Annotated in this window: 20 protein-coding genes; 10 read left to right on the top strand and 10 right to left on the bottom strand. The window is 56.1% G+C overall.

What is annotated here, in order from left to right; translation table 11 throughout:
* The first annotated feature begins 347 nt into the window (after positions 1 to 347).
* The 6 genes from AC4PCC_RS12005 (at position 348) to spy (ending at position 7,297) form a co-directional block, all read left to right on the top strand.
* Positions 348 to 1,568 (top strand): bifunctional succinylornithine transaminase/acetylornithine transaminase, encoded by a 1,221-nt coding sequence (locus AC4PCC_RS12005; protein WP_492124662.1) that lies wholly within the window; start codon positions 348 to 350, stop codon positions 1,566 to 1,568.
* Positions 1,565 to 2,599 (top strand): arginine N-succinyltransferase, encoded by a 1,035-nt coding sequence (gene astA, locus AC4PCC_RS12000; protein WP_492124661.1) that lies wholly within the window; start codon positions 1,565 to 1,567, stop codon positions 2,597 to 2,599. Before AC4PCC_RS12005 ends, astA begins: the two co-directional genes overlap by 4 nt.
* Positions 2,596 to 4,065 (top strand): succinylglutamate-semialdehyde dehydrogenase, encoded by a 1,470-nt coding sequence (astD, locus tag AC4PCC_RS11995; RefSeq protein WP_492124660.1) that lies wholly within the window; start codon positions 2,596 to 2,598, stop codon positions 4,063 to 4,065. The genes astA and astD overlap by 4 nt, the downstream gene beginning before the upstream one ends.
* Positions 4,062 to 5,390, top strand: a complete 1,329-nt coding sequence (astB, locus tag AC4PCC_RS11990; RefSeq protein WP_492124659.1) for an N-succinylarginine dihydrolase — start codon at positions 4,062 to 4,064, stop codon at positions 5,388 to 5,390. Before astD ends, astB begins: the two co-directional genes overlap by 4 nt.
* An 84-nt stretch (positions 5,391 to 5,474) precedes the next feature.
* Entirely contained in the window at positions 5,475 to 6,467 is a 993-nt protein-coding gene (gene astE / locus AC4PCC_RS11985; protein ID WP_492124658.1) for a succinylglutamate desuccinylase, read from the top strand.
* Between the two features lie 341 nt (positions 6,468 to 6,808).
* Positions 6,809 to 7,297, top strand: a complete 489-nt coding sequence (gene spy / locus AC4PCC_RS11980; RefSeq protein WP_345831576.1) for an ATP-independent periplasmic protein-refolding chaperone Spy — start codon at positions 6,809 to 6,811, stop codon at positions 7,295 to 7,297.
* Between the two features lie 99 nt (positions 7,298 to 7,396).
* Here the strand turns inward: spy and cho are convergent, their stop codons facing one another.
* Both cho and nadE read right to left on the bottom strand, forming a co-directional pair.
* Complete coding sequence (gene cho / locus AC4PCC_RS11975; RefSeq protein WP_345831384.1) at positions 7,397 to 8,260, bottom strand: excinuclease Cho; 864 nt, start codon at positions 8,258 to 8,260, stop codon at positions 7,397 to 7,399.
* Positions 8,261 to 8,453: 193 nt separating this feature from the next.
* A complete protein-coding gene (gene nadE, locus AC4PCC_RS11970; RefSeq protein ID WP_492124657.1) occupies positions 8,454 to 9,281 on the bottom strand; it encodes an NAD(+) synthase in 828 nt (275 codons plus the stop codon).
* 242 nt (positions 9,282 to 9,523) lie between these two features.
* Between nadE and osmE the strand changes: the two genes are divergently transcribed.
* Positions 9,524 to 9,859, top strand: coding sequence for an osmotically-inducible lipoprotein OsmE (gene osmE, locus AC4PCC_RS11965; RefSeq protein ID WP_067703476.1), 336 nt, complete (start codon positions 9,524 to 9,526; stop codon positions 9,857 to 9,859).
* A gap of 60 nt (positions 9,860 to 9,919) precedes the next feature.
* Here osmE and AC4PCC_RS11960 read toward each other — a convergent pair whose 3' ends face one another.
* From AC4PCC_RS11960 to hxpB, 6 genes are all read right to left on the bottom strand, one after another.
* Entirely contained in the window at positions 9,920 to 10,360 is a 441-nt protein-coding gene (locus AC4PCC_RS11960; protein ID WP_492124656.1) for a DUF6515 family protein, read from the bottom strand.
* Between the two features lie 129 nt (positions 10,361 to 10,489).
* Complete coding sequence (locus AC4PCC_RS11955) at positions 10,490 to 11,821, bottom strand: MFS transporter (RefSeq protein ID WP_492124655.1); 1,332 nt, start codon at positions 11,819 to 11,821, stop codon at positions 10,490 to 10,492.
* 441 nt (positions 11,822 to 12,262) lie between these two features.
* Positions 12,263 to 14,527, bottom strand: a complete 2,265-nt coding sequence (gene katE / locus AC4PCC_RS11950) for a catalase HPII (protein WP_492124654.1) — start codon at positions 14,525 to 14,527, stop codon at positions 12,263 to 12,265.
* A gap of 309 nt (positions 14,528 to 14,836) precedes the next feature.
* On the bottom strand, positions 14,837 to 16,234 hold the full coding sequence (locus tag AC4PCC_RS11945; RefSeq protein ID WP_492124653.1) for an L-cystine transporter: 1,398 nt from the start codon (positions 16,232 to 16,234) through the stop codon (positions 14,837 to 14,839).
* A 164-nt stretch (positions 16,235 to 16,398) separates the two neighbouring features.
* Entirely contained in the window at positions 16,399 to 16,989 is a 591-nt protein-coding gene (locus tag AC4PCC_RS11940; protein WP_492124652.1) for a metal-dependent hydrolase, read from the bottom strand.
* Between the two features lie 116 nt (positions 16,990 to 17,105).
* Entirely contained in the window at positions 17,106 to 17,780 is a 675-nt protein-coding gene (hxpB, locus tag AC4PCC_RS11935; protein WP_492124651.1) for a hexitol phosphatase HxpB, read from the bottom strand.
* Positions 17,781 to 17,941: 161 nt separating this feature from the next.
* On the opposite strand from hxpB, the gene AC4PCC_RS11930 reads away from it, so the two are divergent.
* Positions 17,942 to 18,481: a YniB family protein gene (locus tag AC4PCC_RS11930; RefSeq protein ID WP_492124650.1), complete on the top strand. Its 540-nt coding sequence runs from the start codon at positions 17,942 to 17,944 to the stop codon at positions 18,479 to 18,481.
* 90 nt (positions 18,482 to 18,571) lie between these two features.
* Here AC4PCC_RS11930 and AC4PCC_RS11925 read toward each other — a convergent pair whose 3' ends face one another.
* Both AC4PCC_RS11925 and ghoS read right to left on the bottom strand, forming a co-directional pair.
* A complete protein-coding gene (locus AC4PCC_RS11925; protein ID WP_492127506.1) occupies positions 18,572 to 19,456 on the bottom strand; it encodes a fructosamine kinase family protein in 885 nt (294 codons plus the stop codon).
* Between the two features lie 115 nt (positions 19,457 to 19,571).
* Positions 19,572 to 19,862, bottom strand: coding sequence for a type V toxin-antitoxin system endoribonuclease antitoxin GhoS (gene ghoS, locus AC4PCC_RS11920; protein ID WP_067703500.1), 291 nt, complete (start codon positions 19,860 to 19,862; stop codon positions 19,572 to 19,574).
* A 176-nt stretch (positions 19,863 to 20,038) separates the two neighbouring features.
* Here ghoS and AC4PCC_RS11915 point away from each other — a divergent pair, with 176 nt between their 5' ends.
* Together AC4PCC_RS11915 and AC4PCC_RS11910 are read left to right on the top strand one after the other, a co-directional pair.
* On the top strand, positions 20,039 to 21,130 hold the full coding sequence (locus AC4PCC_RS11915) for an ABC transporter substrate-binding protein (RefSeq protein ID WP_492127505.1): 1,092 nt from the start codon (positions 20,039 to 20,041) through the stop codon (positions 21,128 to 21,130).
* A 360-nt stretch (positions 21,131 to 21,490) separates the two neighbouring features.
* On the top strand, positions 21,491 to 22,246 hold the full coding sequence (locus AC4PCC_RS11910) for a DUF481 domain-containing protein (protein WP_067703503.1): 756 nt from the start codon (positions 21,491 to 21,493) through the stop codon (positions 22,244 to 22,246).
* Positions 22,247 to 22,474: the final 228 nt, after the last annotated feature.

The raw sequence follows: 22,474 nt of genomic DNA, 5'->3' as shown, positions 1-22,474 counted from the left end.
TCTAAACAGTGCAGTACGCGTCAAAAGGGTGCAAAACGCCCTGGATGGGGGGCACCAATCTCCGCCCCGATCACAAAAGCAATATTTTATTTTCTGAATGCATAAATCCTCTGTTTTTTATTCGGCAAACCTGCGCTTGTCGTAGTTTTATTCACTTTTTATGCATTATAAGTGAATAATAATAGCCGGTAACTGATTGATATTGTGTCAGGTAAAGTGATTTATGCAATTTATTCGCTGGCTGGCATGAACCGTGCAAATTACAGTGAAGCTGTGTTGAATCATTTTATTAACATAAATTAAACCTTTAGTTCACCTTTCGGTGGGCGCTTAAAACAGAGGCCGTCATGCAATCAGAAGTTACCCGCGCAAACTTTGACCAATGGATTGTTCCTACCTATGCCCCTGCCGGCTTTATCCCCGTACGTGCATCGGGCTCAACGCTGTGGGACCAGCAGGGAAAGTCGTATATTGATTTTGCGGGCGGCATTGCCGTTAACGCGCTCGGGCATGCTCATCCGGAACTCCAGCAGGCGCTGGTGCAGCAGGCGGCGCTGCTGTGGCATACCGGTAACGGCTACACCAATGAACCGGTGCTGAAGCTGGCAAAACGGTTAATTGACGCCACTTTTGCCGAACGCGTGTTCTTCTGTAATTCCGGGGCAGAGGCTAATGAGGCGGCGCTTAAGCTGGCCCGTAAGGTGGCTCATGATGCCGTGGGCGAAGAGAAGAGTGGCATCGTTGCCTTCAGTAATGCTTTTCATGGTCGCACGCTGTTTACCGTCACCGCCGGGGGCCAGCCGGCTTATTCGAAAGACTTTGCCCCGCTGCCAGGCGGCATCCGCCACGCGGTCTTTAATGACCTGGCCTCTGCGGCAGCGATGATCGACGATGCAACCAGCGCGGTTATCGTTGAACCCATCCAGGGTGAAGGCGGCGTGGTGCCTGCCGAACCGACTTTTCTACAGGGGCTGCGTGAGCTGTGTGACAAGCATCAGGCCCTGTTGATTTTCGATGAAGTCCAGAGCGGCGTAGGGCGCACCGGTTCGCTTTACGCCTATATGCATTATGGCGTGACGCCAGATGTGCTGACCACCGCGAAGGCGCTGGGTGGCGGATTCCCCATTGGCGCGATGCTCACCACTGAAAAGTATGCCCGCGTGCTGGGCGTCGGTACGCACGGTACCACCTATGGCGGTAACTCGCTGGCCGGGGCCGTGGGGGGGAAAGTGATGGAGCTGATTAACCGTCCTGAGGTGATGGCGGGCGTTGCCGAGCGTCACCGCTGGTTTGCTGAAGGGTTGAATGAGATCAATCAGCGGCTACACCTGTTCAGCGAGATCCGCGGCCTCGGGCTGCTTCTCGGCTGCGTGCTGAATCAGGACTACAGCGGTCAGGCAAAATTGTTCAACCAGGCCGCCGCACGCGAAGGGCTGATGGTGTTGATTGCCGGTGCCAGCGTCATCCGCTTTGCGCCGTCGCTGATTATTAGCGACGCCGAAGTAAAAGAGGGGCTGGCCCGCTTTGAAAAAGCCTGTCGCGCGGTGATCGACGGAGCGCAATCATGATGCTTATTCGCCCGGTTGAGCGTGACGATCTCGCGCAACTGCTGCTGCTGGCGGGCAAAACGGGCGGCGGGCTGACGTCACTGCCTGCCGACAGCGCCACCCTGGCGGCACGTATCGATCGCTCGCTGCTTACCTGGCAGGGCGAGCTGCCGCGCGCCGAGCAGGGGTATGTCTTTGTGCTGGAGGAGAGTGAAAGCGGCAGGGCCGTGGGGATTTGTGCGATTGAAGTGGCCGTCGGGTTGCAGGATCCCTGGTATAACTTTCGCGTGGGTACGCAGGTGCATGCCTCCCGCGAGTTAAATGTCTACAACTCGCTGCCGACGCTGTCGCTCAGCAACGACCACACCGGCAGCAGCGAGCTCTGCACCCTGTTCCTCGATCCCGATCACCGTAATGGCAAAAACGGCTATCTGCTGTCGAAATCGCGCTTTCTGTTTATGGCCGCCTTTCGCGATCGCTTTATGCAAAAGGTGGTGGCCGAAATGCGCGGCGTGATTGATGAACACGGGCACTCGCCGTTCTGGGAGAGCGTTGGCAGCCGCTTTTTCTCCATGTCCTTCAGCGAAGCGGATTATCTGTGCGGCACCGGCCAGAAAGCGTTTATCGCCGAGCTGATGCCGAAACACCCGCTCTATCTGGATTATCTGTCGGCAGAGGCGCAAAGCGTGATTGGCCAGACTCACCCGCAAACCGCGCCCGCCCGTGCCGTGCTGGAATCAGAGGGCTTTCGCTATAACGACTACGTTGACATTTTTGACGGCGGCCCGACGCTGGAGTGCGACATTGACCGCGTCCGGGCTATTCGTAAAAGCCATCGGCAGACGGTGGAAGTCGGGGCGGAGGGTAGTGAATCTCTGCCCCTGTGCCTGGTCGGTAACGATCGCTATCAGGATTTCCGGGCGATCCTGGTGAACGCCGATCCGCGCCGGGAAAGCATCACTCTCAGCCCCGGGCAGGCAGAAACCCTGCACTGCCAGCCGGGCGACAGCCTGCGCGTAGTGACCCTAAGCCCTGAGGAGAAAAAAGCATGACCCACTGCATTAATGGACAATGGCTGACCGGGGCCGCAGAAAAATTCACCAAAACCGACCCGGTCAGCGGTGAGACGCTGTGGTACGGCCAGGCCGCCAGCAAAGGGCAGGTTTCATCAGCCTGCGAGGCTGCGCGTGCGGCTTTTGTGGGCTGGGCGCGGCGGCCCTTTACTGAGCGCCAGGCCATTGCGGAAAAGTTTGCTGCGCTACTGGAAAAGAACAGCGAGGATCTGGCCACCGCGATTGCGCAGGAAACCGGGAAACCCCGCTGGGAGGCCCGTACCGAAGTACAGGCAATGATCAATAAGGTGGCAATATCCGTTAAGGCCTGGCACGCACGCACCGGGGAATCCCTCTCCGGCGAAAGCGCGCTGCGCCACCGCCCGCACGGCGTAATGGCGGTGTTTGGCCCCTACAATTTCCCGGGGCATCTGCCAAACGGCCATATTGTGCCCGCCCTGCTGGCCGGGAATACGGTGGTTTTCAAGCCGAGTGAGCTGACGCCCGTCACCGCAGAAAAAACCGTCCGCCTGTGGATGAGCGCCGGGCTGCCTGACGGCGTGCTAAATATGGTGCAGGGCGGCCGGGACACCGGACAGGCGCTGGCGCAGGATCCGCAGATAGACGGCCTGCTGTTTACCGGCAGCGCCGCTACCGGTTTCCAGCTGCACCGCCAGTTTGCCGGTCAGCCTGATAAAATGCTGGCGCTGGAAATGGGGGGAAATAATGCCCTTATCGTGGAGGACCCGGAGGATATTGATGCCGCCGTGCATATTGCTATCCAGTCGGCCTTTATTACTGCCGGACAGCGCTGCACCTGTGCCCGACGCATGCTGGTTAAGCGCGGTGCGCAGGGTGACGCTTTTCTGGCGCGATTGGTTGAGGTTGCCGGGCGTATCCAGACCGGCCGCTGGGATGATGAACCCCAGCCCTTTATGGGCAGCGTGATTTCACGCCAGGCAGCAGAGCATATTTACAGTGAATGGCAAACGCGAATTGATGCAGGGGGTAAGGTCCTGCTACCGATGCGCTGGCCCGATCGCAGCAGCGCGATCCTGACGCCGGGCATCATGGATATCACCTCGCTAAAAAACGTCCCGGACGAAGAGGTTTTTGGCCCGCTGCTGTCTGTGGTCCGCTATGACGATTTCGATCAGGCGATCCGCCTGGCGAATAACACCCGCTATGGACTCTCATGCGGCCTGATCTCCCCGCAGCGTGACCTGTTTGACCGTCTGCTGATTGAAGCCCGTGCGGGGATCGTTAACTGGAATAAACCGCTGACCGGCGCAGCCAGCAGCGCGCCCTTTGGCGGCATTGGCGCGTCCGGTAACCACCGCGCCAGCGCATTCTACGCCGCCGACTACTGTGCCTGGCCGATGGCTTCGCTGGAGTCTGACAGCCTGACGCTACCGGCTCAGCTGTCGCCTGGACTGGATTTTAGCGTTGGGGAGGAGCCGCAATGAGCGCGCGCGAGGTTAACTTTGATGGACTGCCGGGGCTGACGCACCACTACGCCGGCCTGTCGTTTGGCAATGAAGCCTCCACCCGCCATCAACACCAAATGTCAAATCCGCGACTGGCAGCCCAGCAGGGGCTGCTAAAAATGAAGGCGCTGGCGGACAGGGGCTTTGCGCAGGGGGTGATCCCGCCCCACGAGCGGCCTAACGTCGCCGCACTGCGCCAGATTGGCTTTACCGGCAGCGATGCGCAGGTCATCGCGAAGGCGGCATCGCAGGCACCGGCGCTGCTCTCGGCAGCGAGCTCGGCTTCGGCAATGTGGGTCGCCAATGCGGCGACCGTTTCACCCTCGGCGGACAGCGCCGACGGGCGCGTGCATCTGACGGTAGCCAACCTTAACAACAAGTTTCATCGGGCGATGGAGGCACCTACCACGGCGGCGCTGCTGCGGGCTATATTCCGTGACGGCGCGCACTTTACCGTTCATGATGCGCTCCCGCAGGTGGGGATGTTTGGTGACGAAGGCGCTGCTAACCACAACCGCTTTAGCGCCGGATATGGCGAACCTGGCGTTCAGCTCTTTGTCTACGGCCGCGCAGAGGGGGCGGGGGGGCTGGCACCGACACGCTATCCCGCCCGTCAAACGCGTGAGGCCAGCGAGGCCGTGGCCAGGCTCCACCAGCTCGATGCCAAAAGGACCTTTTTTGCGCAGCAGGATCCTGACGTCATTGATAAAGGCGTATTTCATAACGATGTTATCGCCGTCAGTAACCAGCAGGTTCTTTTTTGCCATCAGCGGGCTTTCCTTAACCAGCCCCGGCTGCTGGACGAACTGAAAGAAAATGTGCCGGGGTTCACCCCGCTGGTCGTGCCGGATAACGAGGTTAGCGTGAGCGATGCCGTCTCCACCTATCTGTTCAACAGCCAGCTGCTGAGCAAGGCTGACGGTAAAATGCTGCTGGTGCTGCCGGAAGAGACCCGACAGCATACGGGCGTCTGGCGCTATCTGAGCGGGCTGGTGGAGAACGGGGGCCCGGTGGACGAGCTGAAGGTATTTGACCTGCGCGAAAGTATGTTTAACGGCGGTGGGCCCGCCTGCCTGCGCCTGCGCGTGGTGCTGAACGAGGCAGAGTACGCGGCGGTTAATCCAGCCGTGATGATGAATGACAGGCTGTTTACCACCCTTAACGACTGGGTGGCCCGTCACTACCGCGATCGCCTTTCAACGGCTGACCTGGCCGATCCGCAGCTGCTGACAGAGGGACGTCAGGCGCTCGATGAGCTCACAAAAGTGCTAAACTTAGGGAATGTCTATAATTTTCAGCAGTAATCACGGATGAAGCGACGCGCGTCTCCTGAAGAGCCGCGCGTCTTAGCCCGACAAAGGAGCACAAATTCATAACAAGGAGAATGCATGCTGGACTTGCTTACATTAACGCTTAGCGGTGAACGTCCATCCCCCCGCGCGGGTCGCAATGCATTTATGCAGTGGCAGTGGCTCGACGACGGCATCCTCGACATCACGCCGCTGGAGGCGACTACCCAGGCGGTAGTTATCTCGGCGGGCATTCACGGCAATGAAACGGCACCGGTAGAGATCCTCAATACGCTGGTCAGTGAGCTGCTGGCGGGCAATTTGCCGCTGCTTCCGCGCCTGCTGGTGGTCTATGGTAATCCCACTGCGCTGCGGGCAGATAAACGCTATCTTCGCTGCGATCTGAACCGGCTGTTTGGCGGGCGCTGGCAGCAGTATGAAGACTGCATGGAGGCACGACGCGCATGGCGCCTTGAGCAGGCGATGGAGACCTTCTGGCAGGCGGGCAACAGCGATGAAATCCGCTGGCATCTTGACCTGCATACGGCAATCCGTGGATCCTGGCATACCCGCTTTGGCGTTATGCCGATGCGCGAAACGCCATGGCCGAAAGATTTTCTGCACTGGCTGGCCGCCGCCGGGCTGGAGGCGCTGGTATTTCATCGTGCACCGGGTGGCACCTTCACCCACTACAGCTCTCGCCACTTTGGCGCAGCAAGCTGTACGCTCGAACTGGGTAAGGCGCTCCCTTTCGGCAGCAACGATCTCAGCCAGTTCGCCGCGACGCATCAGGCGCTAAGGGCCATACTGACCGGAGGCAGCCTGCCCGAGGTGGGGGAACCGCCGCTCCGCTATCGGGTATCTCAGCAGCTGACCCGCCAGACGGATGATTTCAGGCTACATATGAGCCGTGAAACTCTGAACTTTACCGCCTTCCCTCAGGGTACGCTGCTGGCAGAAGATGGTGAAAAGCGCTACTACGTGCAGCAGGCGCGGGAATATGTGATGTTCCCTAATCCTGACGTTGCGCTGGGGCAGCGTGCGGGCCTGATGCTGGTTGAGGACAACGCGCATAATCAGGCGCTACGCTAAATAGCAGCGCGCAATGCCGCTCCACTCTGTTGCGTACCCGGTTGCGCCATGTACTATTCGGAACAGCTATTAAGGGGCCAACGCCCCTTACTTTTTCCTTTCCCGCTATTTGCGTTTGTATTACACTTCTCCATTCTTTCTGCATTAATCCCTTTAAATTCATACTTCTTAGCAATTCCTCACGATATTCTTCGCATTCTCTTCATGATTGGCGCTAATTTGTCTTTTATGCTTTCAGGGCTTTACTCACGCTCAGCGTACTTGACGTTCAGCGCACTAAACTGAGTTCCGACATCGCGACAAAGCTGTCGCCTCAGAACCGAAAAGTAAGGATAAAAATGATGCGTAAATTAACTTCTACCGTAATCGCCATGACTCTGGCCCTGGGCGCCGCTAATATCGTTCACGCTGCGGCTGATACGCTGACCCCGCCGCCGGCCGGTGCCGACAAGCCGATGATGCACCAGCCGCCGCGTCATGGTGGTATGCATGAAATGTTTAAAGGGCTGAATCTGACCGACGCGCAGAAGCAGCAGATGCGAACCATCATGGATAACGCACACAAAGACATGAAGCGTCCATCGCTGGAAGAGCGCCGCGCGATGCATGACATTATCGCCTCTGACAGCTTCGACCAGGCTAAAGCCGAAGCTCAGGCCACCCAGATGGCGGCAGACGGCAAAGGCCGTGCGCTGAAGATGATGGAAACGCAAAACAAACTGTACAACGTGCTGACGCCTGAGCAGAAAAAACAGTTCAACCAGAACTTTGAAAAGCGTCTGGCTGAAAAACCGCACCACGAAGGCAAAATGCCTCCTGCTGACGATTAAGTCTTAGCGACGTAATCAACGCTTAGCGGACGCAAACAGAAACCGCCGGCGTTGCCCACTCCCTGCCAATGGGATGTGGGCAGCGTCGGCGGTTTTTTGTTAATACAAAGGGACTATCGGGTACTTTCCGCTAATGACCGGCTTGCAGAGGATTTTATAGCCGTCGCTGTCGAAGCCTTTGGGCGTCGAGGTCAGCGCCTTTGCCATCGCCAAATCCTCAACCGATCCCAGATAAAACCAGTTATTAATGATGTGGATCTGCGTCTGGTTTACGCCTTCCTCAACCACGCCGACGGCACCCTCCCAGGGCCAGCACTGAACGCGTACGCGTTCCAGCGCGGCCAGCAGGCGCTGATGATGCGCCTCGGGGGACTCTTTACCGCAGCAGGCACCGGCGCAACGTCCCAGGCTGGCGCGGAAGCAGGCGCGGTTACGGCTCAGATTCTCCAGACCCAGCAGTGCGAGACAGAGCTGCTGCTCATCGGCGATTTTTTGCAGCGTCTCCAGCGCCGACCGGCGGCTGGAATAGAGTCCGAACAGGTCCGGCGTATGCGAAAAGTCCAGCTCTTTGGCAAAGACCACGGTCGGTTTGTTCTGGCTGATATGCAGCGAACAGAGTTGACGATTCTTGCGCAGGCGCTTATTAAACAGCGGCTGCTGCACCTTGATCATCTGCGCCTCAAGCAGCAGCGCGCCCAGCTCACCCGCAGTTTGAATAAAGCTGACGTGGCGGGTCTGACGCAGCATTTTGGCTTCATCCGCCGTGCGAAAATGGGACATGACCCGGCTGCGGATATTGATGCTTTTACCGATATACAGCGGCATCGTTTCACTGTCGCCGTGAAAGGTGTAGACCCCAGGGAGTGAAGGTAGCCCTGCAAGTGAGGGGCGAAGATGTTCGGGATACTGATAGATAGCCGCTGGTTCAAATTCCAGGCGTTGAGCTGCTGCACGTCTGACCACATTGCACTCCGGTTACTGGTTACTTGTACAGTGTAACAGGGGCGGGGAGGATAAAAAAGCGTCTCCTGGCGCATTATACGCCAGAAAATTGATCGAACGGCCGGGGCTATGCTCAGGATTATGCTGATATAACGCCTGAAGCCGGGGCGATGACCTGCCCCCTGGCTTCAGTTTGTCACTCACGGGTGCGAGATTATTTCTTCCAGAAGTCGTCAAAAAGGGTGATGGGCGGGCGGCGTTTATGCTCCGTCTTCAGATACCAGCCTTCAATAGTTTTTGCCGCATCGGCAGCAATGGTTTTGCCTTCAAGGTAGTGGTCGATCTGCTCATAGGTGACGCCCAGCGCCACTTCATCCTGCAGGCCGGGCCGGTCATCTTCCAGGTCCGCCGTCGGGTGTTTCAGATAGAGATGCTCCGGGCAGCCCAGCGCTTTCAGCAATTGTTTACCCTGACCTTTATTCAGCCGGAACAGCGGATTAATATCCGTGCCGCCATCGCCATACTTGGTGAAAAACCCGGTGACGGCCTCTGCGGCATGGTCGGTTCCCACCACCACGCCCGAAGTCACCCCGGCGATGCTGTACTGGACCTTCATTCGCTCACGAGCCTTCTCATTGCCCCGAACAAAATCGGACAGCGTCACGCCCGCCTCGCGCAGGGCTTTCTCACTGGCCAGTACCGCCTCTTTGATGTTTACCGTTACCACGCGGTCAGGTTTGATGAAATCAATCGCGTCCTGGCAATCCTGTTCGTCGGCCTGAATGCCGTAGGGCAGGCGGACAGCGATAAACTGGTAGTCGGCGCTTCCTGTCTCCTGACGGAGTTCTGAAATAGCGGTCTGACTCAGTTTACCGGCCAGGGTAGAGTCCTGGCCCCCACTGAGCCCCAGCACCAGCGTTTTAATAAAGGGATAGGTTCTGAGATAGGACTTAAGAAACTCAACGCTGTTGCGGATCTCCTGCTGAACATCAATGACAGGTTTGACCCCCAGTGCTTCGATTATTTCCTGTTGCAAAGTCATTTGTATCTCCTGAGATTCATTGCCTTAAGCAGGCAGCCGTGTTTTCGATGGTTGCGTTAAAGCTAACGCGGCTGGCGTTAAACAACAAGATTGAATTCTGATGTTTCCTTTATCTGTCATTTGCATGGCTTGCGCGACAATAAAGAGAGGGAAAAGTGCGATTTTTTTTGCCATAAAGTTGATAAATCAGCATTTCTGTTCCAGGCTTAAGCTTACATGGAAAATAAAAGAGGAATAAAAACATGAAGAAGTTTGCAGGAGCTATTGGTGCTGCCGTGGTTTTAGCCGTTTTATCGGGCTGTTCGGCGTACGATCGCGCGGAAAGTTACGTTACCAAGCCAGTGGTACAGGATGTTAAAAAGGGTATGACGCGCCAGCAGGTTCGTGATATCGCAGGCCCGGCGTCAACTGAAATTACCATGGTACACGCTCGCGGTACCTGCCAGACCTATGTTCTGGGTGAACGTAACGGTAAATTGCAGACCTACTTCGTTAGCTATAGCGATACCGGTCGCGTAATGAACTACGGCTTCCAGAGCTGTAAAGAATATGACACCGATCCGCAGGTTTCGCAGTAAATTCCTGTTGAGATAACATGAAAAACGGTCACCCTGGTGACCGTTTTTTTTTGCCTGTTTTTACAGACCGGGTGGGCGGGAAACTTCCAGATAGCGGCCGTCAATATCGCGACGGTAATAGTGTCCATCCTGCACGTAGAAGCGGTCGCCGTTGTAGTCGAGCGTACGCATGCTGCCGCTATAGCGCTGTTCCGGTGGCTGCACCATCACCCAGGTATTATCATTGGCGCGCTGATAGTAACTGCCGTTCAGGGCATAGTAAGTCAGGCCACCAATCAGCACGCCCACGGCGGCATCGGGCAGAAAGTTTAATCTGCCTGGTCCACCGCCCCAGCCACGGTGTCCGCCGGGGCCACCACCCCACCCACGGTGTCCGTCGGGACCACCGCCCCAGCCGTGATGCCAGCCCGGCCCAGGGCCTGGACCCCAGCCGGGTTGCGCGAGGACCAGCGTTGGGGAAAGTAATGTTAAAGCGAAAAGAGCGCTAAGCACCTTTTTCATAGGGTTTCTCCTGGTTCTGACTGAGATTAACATTACGCCCGGCCAGCGAAAACGCAAGCGCTGAATGGCCACGGTTGTCCGCTGCTTACAGCACTTAACGCATTCTTAACGCTCCCTCCACGATGCCTCTTATATTGCGCCCTCCTGCCGGGTTGCAAAGCGTACTTCCGGCTGAAGTTTCTTCTCCGGCTGTAGCAGCGTCATGGCTAACATGCTGATAAATGCCACGGCGGCAGTGGCGCTGAACATGGCGTTGTAACCATAGTGCTGCGCCAGCCACCCGCTCAGCAGCGGAGAGCTTATGGAGGCAAGGTTGGCAATGGCCAGGGTGATGCCGCTGTAAGTGCCTACCGTGGATTTAGGCGTGACGTCGATTACCACCGACCAGTACACATTATTCACCAGCGCGTTCAGAGCATTGCCCAGCGTCATCATCAGAATAATGGTGGCAGGTGAGGGCATCCAGGGGATCGCCATAAAGCAGAACGCAGTCATCAGCAGCGTGACGGCGGCAAAAACGTTCCTCGCCAGCCGCAGATTATTAAAGCGTTTCAGGAGCGCATCGGCGATCCGGCCTCCCAACAGCACGGTCACGCAGGCGCCGCTCCATGGGATCATCGCGACGTACCAGAGCGAGTGCAAATCGTAGTGAAAGCTGTCCTGCAAATATTTCGGTTCCCAGCTTACCAGGGTAAAGGTGATATAGAGGAAGGAGAAGTAGCCCAGCGCGTTACAGACCAGCGTACGATTGCTGAAGAAGCGCCACCAGGGCAGGCGCGGGCCGCTGGCCTGCTCAGCCTGGCCGCGGCTGATGGTCATCCGCTCCTGTGGGCTAACTTTGGGGTGCTGTTCGGGCGTGTCGGTAAATACGCGGGCAAAAATCACCATGGCGATCAGCGAAAAGCACCCCAGCAGAATAAACATGCTTCGCCAGTCATCGGTGAGCAGCAGCAGGCCGACGGCAACCGGGGCGGTAAGCAGTGCGCCCACCTGGGTGCTGAGCAGACCAATTCCCAGCGCGGTTCCGCGCTCGTGGTCAGGCGACCAGTGCGCGATAGCCTTATTCATCAGGGCATAGGCCGGGCCTTCCGCCAGGCCAAAGAGTACGCGCATAACCGCAAACCCTATAATGGCCGATCCGCCAAACAGCGCCAACCCCACATCACCCGCCCAGGCCGTAGCGACCTCCAGCAGCGACCAGGCGACGCCCGCCATCAGCCACACCCGTCTGGTACCGAGGCGATCGGCAAGAAAACCACCGCACAGCGAGCCCAGCAGATAGCCAAAACCGAAGTAGCTCAGCACTGCGCCGAGCTGCACCTTACTGAGATGATATTCCGTTGAGATGGCATTGGCCGCAAATGAGAGCGCCCCCCGATCGATGTAATTGATCAGCGCGATAAAAAACAGCATGGCGAAAATACGGTAGCGATAGCGGCTAACGGTCAGGGTGGCATTCATGGTTTATCTCCAGCACAACGGGTGTGAAGGTAAATAAGCAACATCAATGCCAGGGTGATAGCGGATGGTCAGTGACCGACAATATCAGGGTGATAAACGGATAATAAGTGACCGACACGGCAGGCCGCGAAGCCCGCTGCGTCTTTATTAACGTTAAAGCCGGAAGGCACGCCGATGGGCCTGATCAAATGTCTGACGCGGTGCTGGCTGCACCGTGGGAGAACGTTCCACACAGATTACCTGCTTTACCGTAAGGCATCCCGGCGCGGAGAGGAGCTAATGCCGGGCCTTTTCAGGAGAAGTTGGGCAGAAGGTATCGGGCGGGTTTAACGCTTTCCTGAATGAAAAATCGGGCGAAAACCTGTCGCCCGATTTGATACTTAATCGACACTTCATCGGGCTGAAACGTTGCGCCCGATTAAGCGCCTTATTACCATGCCGTCAGGCTGGCACGGTCAGTGCTTTCTGACTGCGCGACCAGATCCTGTGTGCACCCATCGCCAACAGGAACTCGCTCATCAGCACGCCTTCGGCCTTACTGTCTTCAATGATACCTTCTTCCTGTTCGCTGTCGCTCAGGCCAAACTGCGCCTTAAAGCGACGGGCGTCACCGCTAAGCCCGATAACTTTCAGGTGCTTATAGGCTTCCAGCAGGAAGTAGCGGGCATCACCGCTCAGCAGCAGGGCATCAATGTTGCCATCCGGGACGATGACCGCATCAAAGGTCAGCGACGGCAGACCGCTGAAGGTGGCATCAACCGGCAGATCTGAACCGTCGTCGGCGCGTACCTGACCCATATGCGGTGCCAGCAGCTTACCGTGAACGCCCTGAGCTTTGAGCTCCTGGAGGATCGCCAGCACGTCAGCAGCACATACGCCATCGCTGAGCAGCAGTGCGACCTGGCGGCCCTTGATGGTCCCGCTGGGTACCGCATAGAGGCTCAGGCTGGCATCCTTTTTCAGACCGTTAACGTCTTTAGGCGGCGCGGTATGCATTTTCTCGTCGGACAGGGCAATCCCCAGGTTTTTTGCCACGCCATTTGCCAGCGAGACGTCGATATGGACCAGGTGATCGACCACGCGTTCGCGGATATAAGGACGGGCCACCTTGCTCAGCTCAAAGGAGTAGGCATCAATAATATGCTGCTGCTCCACCGGCGTCTGGCTGTTCCAGAACAGGCGCGGCTGCGAATAATACTCACCGAACGACGGGCTGCGCTCGCGAACTTTATGGCCTTCGATGCGCTCCTGATAGCTTTCAAACCCGCCACGCTGCGGGGCTGGAGGCGTCTCACGCGGCCAGTTATCGTTGATCGAATTTGGCTCATAGTTCGCCGGATTGGTGTCGATATCCATCCGGTGCATGCCCTGACGCTGGAAGTTATGATACGGACAGGTCGGACGGTTGATCGGGATCTCGTGGAAGTTAGGTCCACCCAGGCGGCTGATCTGAGTATCCGTATAGGAGAACAGGCGACCCTGCAATAGCGGATCGTTGGAGAAATCCATGCCCGGGACGATGTGCCCTGGATGGAAAGCAACCTGCTCGGTTTCAGCGAAGAAGTTATCCGGGTTACGGTTGAGAACCATCTTACCGATGAGTTCAACCGGCACCAGCTCTTCGGGAATAAGCTTGGTCGCATCCAGCAGGTCAAAGTCAAATTTGAACTCATCCTCCTCGGCAATCAGCTGTACGCCCAGCTCATATTCAGGATAGTCGCCAGCCTCAATGGCTTCCCACAGATCGCGACGGTGGAAATCGGGATCGCGCCCGGTGAGTTTTTGCGCTTCGTCCCACAGCAAAGAGGCTTTACCGGCAACCGGCTTCCAGTGGAAGCGGACGAAGGTGGCTTTACCTTCGGCATTGATAAAGCGGAAAGTGTGAATACCGAAGCCTTCCATCGTGCGGTAGCTGCGCGGGATACCGCGGTCGGACATCGCCCAGAGGACATTGTGCAGCGTTTCCGGCTGGAGCGACACATAGTCCCAGAAGGTATCGTGCGCGCTCTGTCCCTGAGGGATTTCATTATGAGGTTCGGGTTTCACCGCGTGGACAAAATCGGGGAATTTGTGAGCATCCTGGATAAAAAACACCGGGGTGTTATTGCCCACCAGGTCAAATACGCCCTCGTCGGTGTAAAACTTGGTCGACCAGCCGCGAATATCACGTACGGTATCCGCCGAACCTGCACCGCCCTGAACGGTTGAAAAGCGCACGAATACCGGCGTCTGCTTACCCGGATCGCGCAGGAAGTCCGCTTTGGTGATATCGCTCATATCACGATACGGCTGGAAGTAGCCGTGTGCCGCAGAACCGCGGGCATGCACGATACGCTCAGGAATGCGTTCGTGGTCAAAGTGGGTAATTTTTTCGCGCAGGATAAAGTCTTCAAGCAGGGTGGGACCGCGAGTGCCCGCGCGCAGTGAATTCTGGTCGTCGGCAATACGCGTGCCCTGATTGGTCGTCAGCGGGAAATTTTCACCCCCTTTGCGGAAGGACTCCAGCGCATCAAGCTTGGCATTATGCGTATTCGGGGCTTTCAGGCTTCCGGGAGCCGTTGGCTCCTTCCCGGGTGGCGTAGGCTCCGCCGAGGGTTTATGCGACCCATCTGCGGGCGCCAGCGAATCCATGCCGGGTTTAGCTGAATCAGGCCCGGTAGACGGGGCGTTGTGGCTGAGTTCCTTATTATCTGTTTCTTTCGACATTCTCACTTACTCCTGTTGTTGTCATTTCAGACTCCAGTAACTATAGAACAGTGAGTGAGATACGCCTTAAAACAGCAGGGTTAAGTGTTTAAAATCGTGTTTAAAAGATGACAAAGGATGATAAAACGCGCATAGCGCGGTAAAAATCGGCGGGGGGAAGCGGGGCGGGGATAAAAAAAGGGCTGGCGGAAGCCAGCCCTGAGAGATTATTCGCGTTTTGAGAGTGCGTAACAGGGAGACTGCTGGCGTTCTGAGAGCCCCAAACGAAGAGGATATTCGCGTTCTGTGGGCTGCAAACGGAGCAGGCTGTTAGCGTTCCGCCAGCTCGAAGTCACGCTCTGCATCGGCGTGGAGCAGCGCTTTATCGGTCTGCTTCAGCCACTGGCTGGTCAGCATGCCGGCCGTCATCGAGCCGTTCACATTCAGGGCGGTGCGGCCCATATCAATGAGCGGTTCAATAGAGATCAACAGCGCGACCAGCGTCACCGGCAGGCCCATCGTGGGCAGCACAATCAGCGCGGCGAAGGTCGCACCGCCGCCAACGCCTGCTACGCCCGCTGAACTGAGGGTTACGATGCCAACCAGGGTCGCAATCCACATCGGGTCGAATGGGTTGATGCCCACCGTCGGCGCAACCATCACCGCCAGCATGGTGGGATAAAGCCCCGCGCAGCCGTTCTGACCTATGGTCGCACCAAATGAGGCGGAAAAGCTGGCGATAGACTCCGGAATACCCAGGCGACGCGTTTGGGCCTCAACGCTCAGCGGAATGGTTGCGGCGCTGGAACGGCTGGTAAAGGCAAAGGTGATGACCGGCCAGACTTTTTTAAAGAAACGCTTAGCATTAACGCCATTAACGGTGAGCAGCAGGGCATGGACGGCGAACATGATTGCCAGTCCCAGATAGGACGCCACGACAAAGCTGCCGAGCTTAACGATATCGCTCACGTTTGAGCTGGCCACCACCTTCGTCATCAGGGCCATGACGCCGAACGGCGTCAGCTTCATGATCAGGCGAACCAGCTTCATGACCCAGGCCTGTAAAACATCAATGGCAGCCAGCACGCGTTCGCCTTTCGGCCTGTCATCCCGCAGCAGATGCAGGGCTGCGACACCCAGGAAGGCGGCAAAAATCACCACGCTGATAATCGAGGTCGGGCTGGCCCCGGTCAGGTCGGCAAAGGGGTTTTTTGGCACAAACGAGAGCAGCAGCTGCGGCGTGGAGAGATCGGCAACTTTGCCGACGTAGTTACTTTTTAGCGCGGCAAGGCGAGCGGTTTCCTGCACGCCCTGGACCAGCCCGCTGGCATCCAGCTTGAACAGCCAGGTGACGAACACGCCGACCAGCGCAGAGATAGCGGTGGTAAACAGCAGTACGCCAATCGTTAATACGCTAATTTTCCCCAGCGAGGAGGCATTATGCAGCCGGGCCACGGCGCTGAGTATTGAGGCGAAGACCAGCGGCATAACGATCATCTGCAACAGCTGAACGTAGCCGTTACCGACGAGATTAAACCAGCTAATGGACTCTTTTAGCGTCGCGCTGTCGGCGCCATAAATAGTATGCAGGACCAGGCCGAACAGCACACCGGTCACCAGGCCCAGCAGGACCTTTTTTGACAGGCTCCAGCGGGTGCTACCACTTTTAGCCAGTATAACTAACAGGGCGACAAATGCCGCAAGGTTAGCGATTAATGGAAGGTTCATCCCCAGATCTCCAATGAAGCAGTGCGCTATATCAGGCACCGCGCTATTACCGTTATTTTTTATTGCGCACGCAAATGCGCCCTGGAGTGCATGGTAGCAGCTGATCCGGGGTGTCTATATATCCAAATGGAATGGGTTATAACCAATCGTTGTTTTATGACGGGTTATTGCGCACCATGGCTATCAATTAGCCGATTAATGTTACTTTGTACCGTGCTGACCATCTGCGCTGGCCATCCGTCTGCACCAAAGGGGGGCAGGCCGGGAGAGAACCATATGGCGATGCCGACCAGCGCCAGGCAGAAAATTCGCTCCATCTGGTTACCTTTCTGACTGGCAAGCAGCGGCAGCCTGAAGCGCCAGCGACAGGGCCAGAGCAGTGGCACGCCAGCGGGCGTGAGCATATCGGCGATGATATGACTCAGGTAGCCCAGTACCAGGCCCTGAAAAGCATCGGCAGGCACCACCCAGTGCTGCGGAACTTTCAGGTTAAAGAGCGCAATACCTCCGATCACCGCCAGCAGGCTGTGGGTAAATCCACGATGACCGAAGGCGCGGGCAATAGGATGTGAAAGCCAGCGAAAACGACGGCCCAGCACGGATTGAGGGTGGTCGATATCCGGCAGCAGGCTGGTTAGCAGCGTTGCCGGAATAATATGCCACCAGTCACCGTTAGCCAGTACCGGCGTGAGTTCGGCGCGTTTGGAAAAAATAGCGCTGGCAAGCGCAAATATAAGATGGCCTTCGGCCGTCATGGAAAACACCTGGCTGGATAGCTGTCAATCCATCCAGTATAGGTGATATGTACAGTAGAATAAATATGTGACGCTGTAACGAAAGATAAATAGAGGGTAAAAGGATCAGTTTTCCTTCAGGCGGTACCGTGGAGATGTGCCGCACTGAGCTGACTCAACGATGAGAGCCTGACGTCAGCCAGCGCCCAGCGCGGGTCCGCGGCCTGTTCAGCAGCAGGTACCACCACGGAGCGCATGCGGGCGGCTTTGGTCGCGATGACGCCGTTCAACGAGTCCTCCAGGGTAACGCAGTTAAGCGGATCCACCCCCAGGCCTTCCGCAGCGTTGAGATAAACCTGCGGATGGGGCTTGCTCCACGGCAGCGTTTCTGCCGAGGCAACCACGTCGAAATAGTCGCGCAGGTTGAAAATGTGCAGCACGCGTTCCAGCATATGCAGAGGCGAAGCTGACGCCAGGCCAATTTTCAGTCCTTCAGCCTTACAAAGCTTTATCGCGGATTCTACGCCGGGAAGCAGCGGGCGCGTCTCCTCAATCAGCGCCTGCGCCCGCACGATAATTCTGCGTGTGACCTCCAGCTGATCCGGCCCCTGCCAGGGTAGCGTTTCATACCACATCCTCACCACCTGATCGATACGCAACCCTACCGTATCCGGCAGCTCGTTGCGGCGCGACAGGTCGACGCCCAGTGAGGAAAAAATATCCCTTTCCGCGCGATCCCACAGCGGCTCAGAGTCAATTAGCAGCCCATCCATATCGAAAATTGCCGCAAGTACAGGACGAAAATAAGGCATTTTATCACTCCATTTGACCGATTACCCCCACAGTAGCATGAAGCTTTCGCGGGTGAAATCGCCTTATTTTCGTCAATATTAGGGACAAGCCGACTTTTTTCAGGCACATTTGCTGCCTGAAGGTAAACTTACACCCCTGGCACAAAAGGACAGGAGAAAGCATGACTTATCAACAGGCTGGCAGAGTTGCCGTACTTAAGCGCATTGCTGGCTGGATCGTATTCATTCCGGCGTTGATTTCCACGCTTATTTCGCTGATGGGTTTTTTAGAACAAAGCCGTGAGAAGCGCGAAGGGATTAATGCCGTAATGCAGGACTTCTCGCACGTCATGATCGACATGATCCGTTTCAATACCGGTTTTTTGAAGTCATTTTGGGAAAATTCGCCCGTGCCTGATTTCAATCACGGCAGCAACGTCTCCTTCTGGGTGATATATGTGCTGATTTTTGTCGGTCTCGCTTTACAGGCGTCGGGTGCAAGAATGTGGCGTCAGACGCGCCATCTGCGGGAAGGGATCGAGGATCAGCTGATTCTGGAAAATGCCCGGGACACGGAAGGGCGTACGCGGCAGCAGCTGGAAGAGAAAATCGTGGTTCCACGGCATACGATTTTCCTGCAGATTTTCCCCCTGTACATCCTGCCGATTGCCATTGCCGTCGCAGGCTATTTTGTCTTAAAGCTGCTGGGCTTTATTTATTGATCAAACGGCCTGATGCCAGACATCAGGCCGTTCACGCGTGTCACTTTATACCCATGCAGCATGCTATGCCGCCCCCCTGGCGGAGGCCATTCAAGCGCGTTGCTCCTCTCCCGCATCCTCATCCAAAAGGTTGCCGATCGCTCGCTGTGCTTCAGCCAGCCAGTGACCGCCAAAAACATTGGCCCGGTTAAGCAAGTAGTAGAGCTGATAGACCGGCTGCCGTTTGCCGAAATCTTCCGGCAGAGGCCAGACCGACTGGTAGCCCGCCAGGATCTCCGCAGGAAGTTCGGGATGCCAGGCCAGCATGGCCAGATCGCACTCTCTGTCACCCCAGTAGCAGGCGGGATCGAAAATACAGGGTCCCTGGTCGCTGGCGGCACAGTTGGCGGGCCAGAGATCACCGTGCAGCAGCGAGGGTTGTGGGTTATGCGCAGACAAAACCCGCTGCGCGCAGCGAATAATCAGGTCGATATCACCGTAGAGTATCCCTTTTTCTGCCGCCAGCTGTAGCTGCCAGCCAATGCGCTGCTCGGCGAAAAAGAGTGACCACCGCTTAAGCCAGCTATTGGGCTGCGGGGAGGTGGTGATGTTGTTGTCGTAGTCCAGACCAAACTGAGGCTGCTCGCTCCACTGATGCAGACGCGCCAGCGCACTGCCAAGCTCCCGGGCATCCCGACCTTCAAGCGGGCGGAGTGGGAGGTATTCCAGCAGCAGAAAGCTAACGTCACGATCGCTGCCTGTGCCATACACGGCAGGGACGCGCACGGTTTTTGTTCGGGCCAGAAGCTGGAGCTGCTCGGCCTCCCAGGCGAAAAGATCCCGCATATCACGACTGTTGCACTTAACGAATACGTCATATTCGCCGTAGCGGATGCGCCACGCCGGGTGAATATCCCCACCGGGTAACTCGGTACGCTGGCTGATTTCGGCGTTACCCAACTGCTCATTTAACAGACGACCAATGGCTGACCACATTTGGGTTTCTCCCATTCGCTGTTTACTGCAGGATGCGCTGATGTTAACGCCTAAATAATAATCAAAACCTGCGCTTGCGCACGGCCAGAGCAACTTTTACCGGATTTATTTTTATTTATTGGTCCGCTTTTAAAAATTCCTGCCACGTCTGAATCACCACCTCAGGCTTGTCGCCCAGCGCCAGTTCACCCAGACCTTCAGCCTGTTCACGCACGGCATCCTTTTCCAGCGCGCTAACGATACCAAAGCTGTTCGTACCCAGTTCGTGTGGATGACCTTCTTTATCGTGCAACGTGGTGGTAAAACCCCCATTAACCAGCGCGCTGGTGAGTTCCAGCACGTCGGTCAGGCCTTCTTCCTGATAGTGAAAAGTTACCACATACTGCTCGACGTCTAATGCACTCATGATTCACCTCTTTGTTTAGCATAATGTTTTAGCATAGCCCACTGACGTAAAAGAGGAAGCCGGAAAGCGCTGATTGATAATGCAATTAATTATCATTATTATCTTCGCTCTTATCCCGAGAGTTATTGGAGTCTGATGTGCTGTCCGTTGCTCGTTTTGCTACCACCTTCGCCCTGATGGCCTGTGCCGCCCCAGCCTTTGCGACTACCTTCCCGGTCACGCTGACCGACAGCGACGGGCAGCAGGTCACCCTCACTCATCAGCCGCAGCGGGTTGTTCTGCAGGATGGCCGCGACATTCTCGCGCTGGCGCTGCTGGACCGTGATGACCCCTTTCAGCGTCTGGTGGCGTGGAATAACCTGCTGAAAAAAAGCGACCGCCCGACCTGGGAGCTGATGGCGAAGAAGTGGCCCGCTGCGCAGAAAATTGTTGATATGGGGTTCAGTGATAAAGGGGATGTCAATCTGGAAAGTGTGGTTGCCCTGCATCCCGATTTAATGATCGCCCAGCTTCGCGCCAAACCTTCACTCAGCCAGACCGGGGTGCTGGATAAAATGCATCAGCTTGGCATCCCCGTGCTGTTTATCGACACCTTTAAGGATCCGGTCAAAGATACCCCCAAAAGTATCACCCTGCTGGGCATCGCACTTGACCGTGAGTCGGAAGCCCGCGCCTACACGGATTTCTATCAGCGCCACTATCAGGCTATCCTTTCTGCAACCCGCCGTGTTACGCCACAGCCCCGGGTCTTTATTGAAGCTAAGGCCGGGTTGGGCGGGCTGGAATCATGCTGTTTTACCCATGCTAACGTCGGCTGGGGTGCAATGGTCGAAGCCGTAGGCGCGAAAAATATCGGTACCAGCCTGCTGCCGGGTGCCACTGGTGATATCTCCCTTGAAAAGGTGATTTCGCTTAAACCGGATGTCTATATCGTGTCGGGTTCGCAGTGGGCGAGTAAAAGTAATGCTGCCATTCCTTTCGGTTACAACGTCACGCAAAATCAGGTTGACGCCGCTTTCGACAAAATGAAGCAGCGGCCTGGTTTTTCACAGGTCTCCGCCATCAGCAACAACCGCTTTTACGGCATTTACCATAATTTTTATAACCATCCCTACAATATTGTTGGGCTGGAGTATCTGGCGAAGTTTATCTACCCGCAGCAATTTGCCACGCTCGATCCGGCCAATACCTGGAAAGAAATTGTCACCCGCTTTACCGCAGTCCCACTGGGGGAAGGTGTGTTAGGCGCACAGGCCCCGGCAAAATAGGGCAGCAATAGGGACGCGACAGGGCCAGTGGTGTAAAACGGGGGTTCTGCCGCGTCCATTTTAAACCCCAAACAGGGTGTGAGAATTATTCCGTCAGCCGAGACACCTTGTAACATCCTGACACTTTATTTTCACTTTTGCGGAATAAATCTTATTTACTGCTGGCTGTAAAGCAATCAATTAACCTTTATACTACGCGACGTTAATAAGACTTCTCTCATTCAGAACACCTTTTTGACAGGTTGCTTAGTTAAAAGAGTGATCTAACAAAATGTTACGATTATTTCCGTAAATTGCGTTGATCGTCTTTTAAAAATCTTCAGACTCACTCATCTCAAACTGTCGTACGGATCACATTTAATGAAAGCCTTTAACAAGCTGTCTGTAGCTCTTTTGCTCTCCTGCGGAACTTTGTGCCACCAGGCGCTCGCGGACAATAACGTCTTTACGGTCATGGATGATCCCTCCACGGCGAAGAAATCTTTTGACGGCAATGCCTCTGCGGGTTATCTGGCTCAGACCGGAAACACCACCAGCTCCTCGCTGACAGCAAATACCACCATGACCTGGTATCAGCCAAAAACAGCATACAGCCTGTGGGGCAGCGCCAGTAACACCTCTTCTAACGACGAACGCTCTTCTGAAACCTATCAGCTGGGTGGACGTACGCGTTACAACATGACTGACTTTGACTACCTGTTCGGTCAGGCAAGCTGGCTCAGCGACCGCTTTAACGGGTATGACGGCCGTTCAATTCTGGTAGCCGGTTATGGTCGCCAGCTGCTTAACGGTCCCGTGCATTCACTGCGCATAGAAGCCGGCCCCGGCGTACGCTATGACGACTACCACGACGGTGGCAGTGAAACGCAGGCCCTGGCATATGGCGCACTGAGCTATCAGTGGCAGCTGACAGATACCACTAAGTTCATACAGGGTGTATCGGTACTGGGCAGTGACGACACCACTGTTAACTCCGAAACGGGCCTGCAGGTCGCTATCAACCAGCACTTCTCGCTGAAGGTGGCTTACAACGTCACCTGGAACCAGAATCCACCTTCCTCTGCACCGGATAAAACGGATACCAAGACGACCGTCATGTTGTCATACGCCATGTAAACCGTCCCGGTTCGCTGTTTTTGTGACGGGCCGGCAGTGCCGGCCCGTTAATCTGTAGTCCGATCTTTCTCTGTTATTTCCCCTCACTGACTCTTTTTATTGCAAACTAAAAAAACTCTGCCTTCGCTTTCTTTGACCTGGGGGTCATAGCGTGTAAGATGTTCGCCCTTAAGGCGTTTTTGCTGAAAGAAACGTTTTACCCGTGTACCAGGCTGGGACCAAACTGAC

Source organism: Erwinia sp. L03-1 (assembly GCF_058686115.1).
This window is presented reverse-complemented; position numbering and strand designations above follow the sequence as displayed.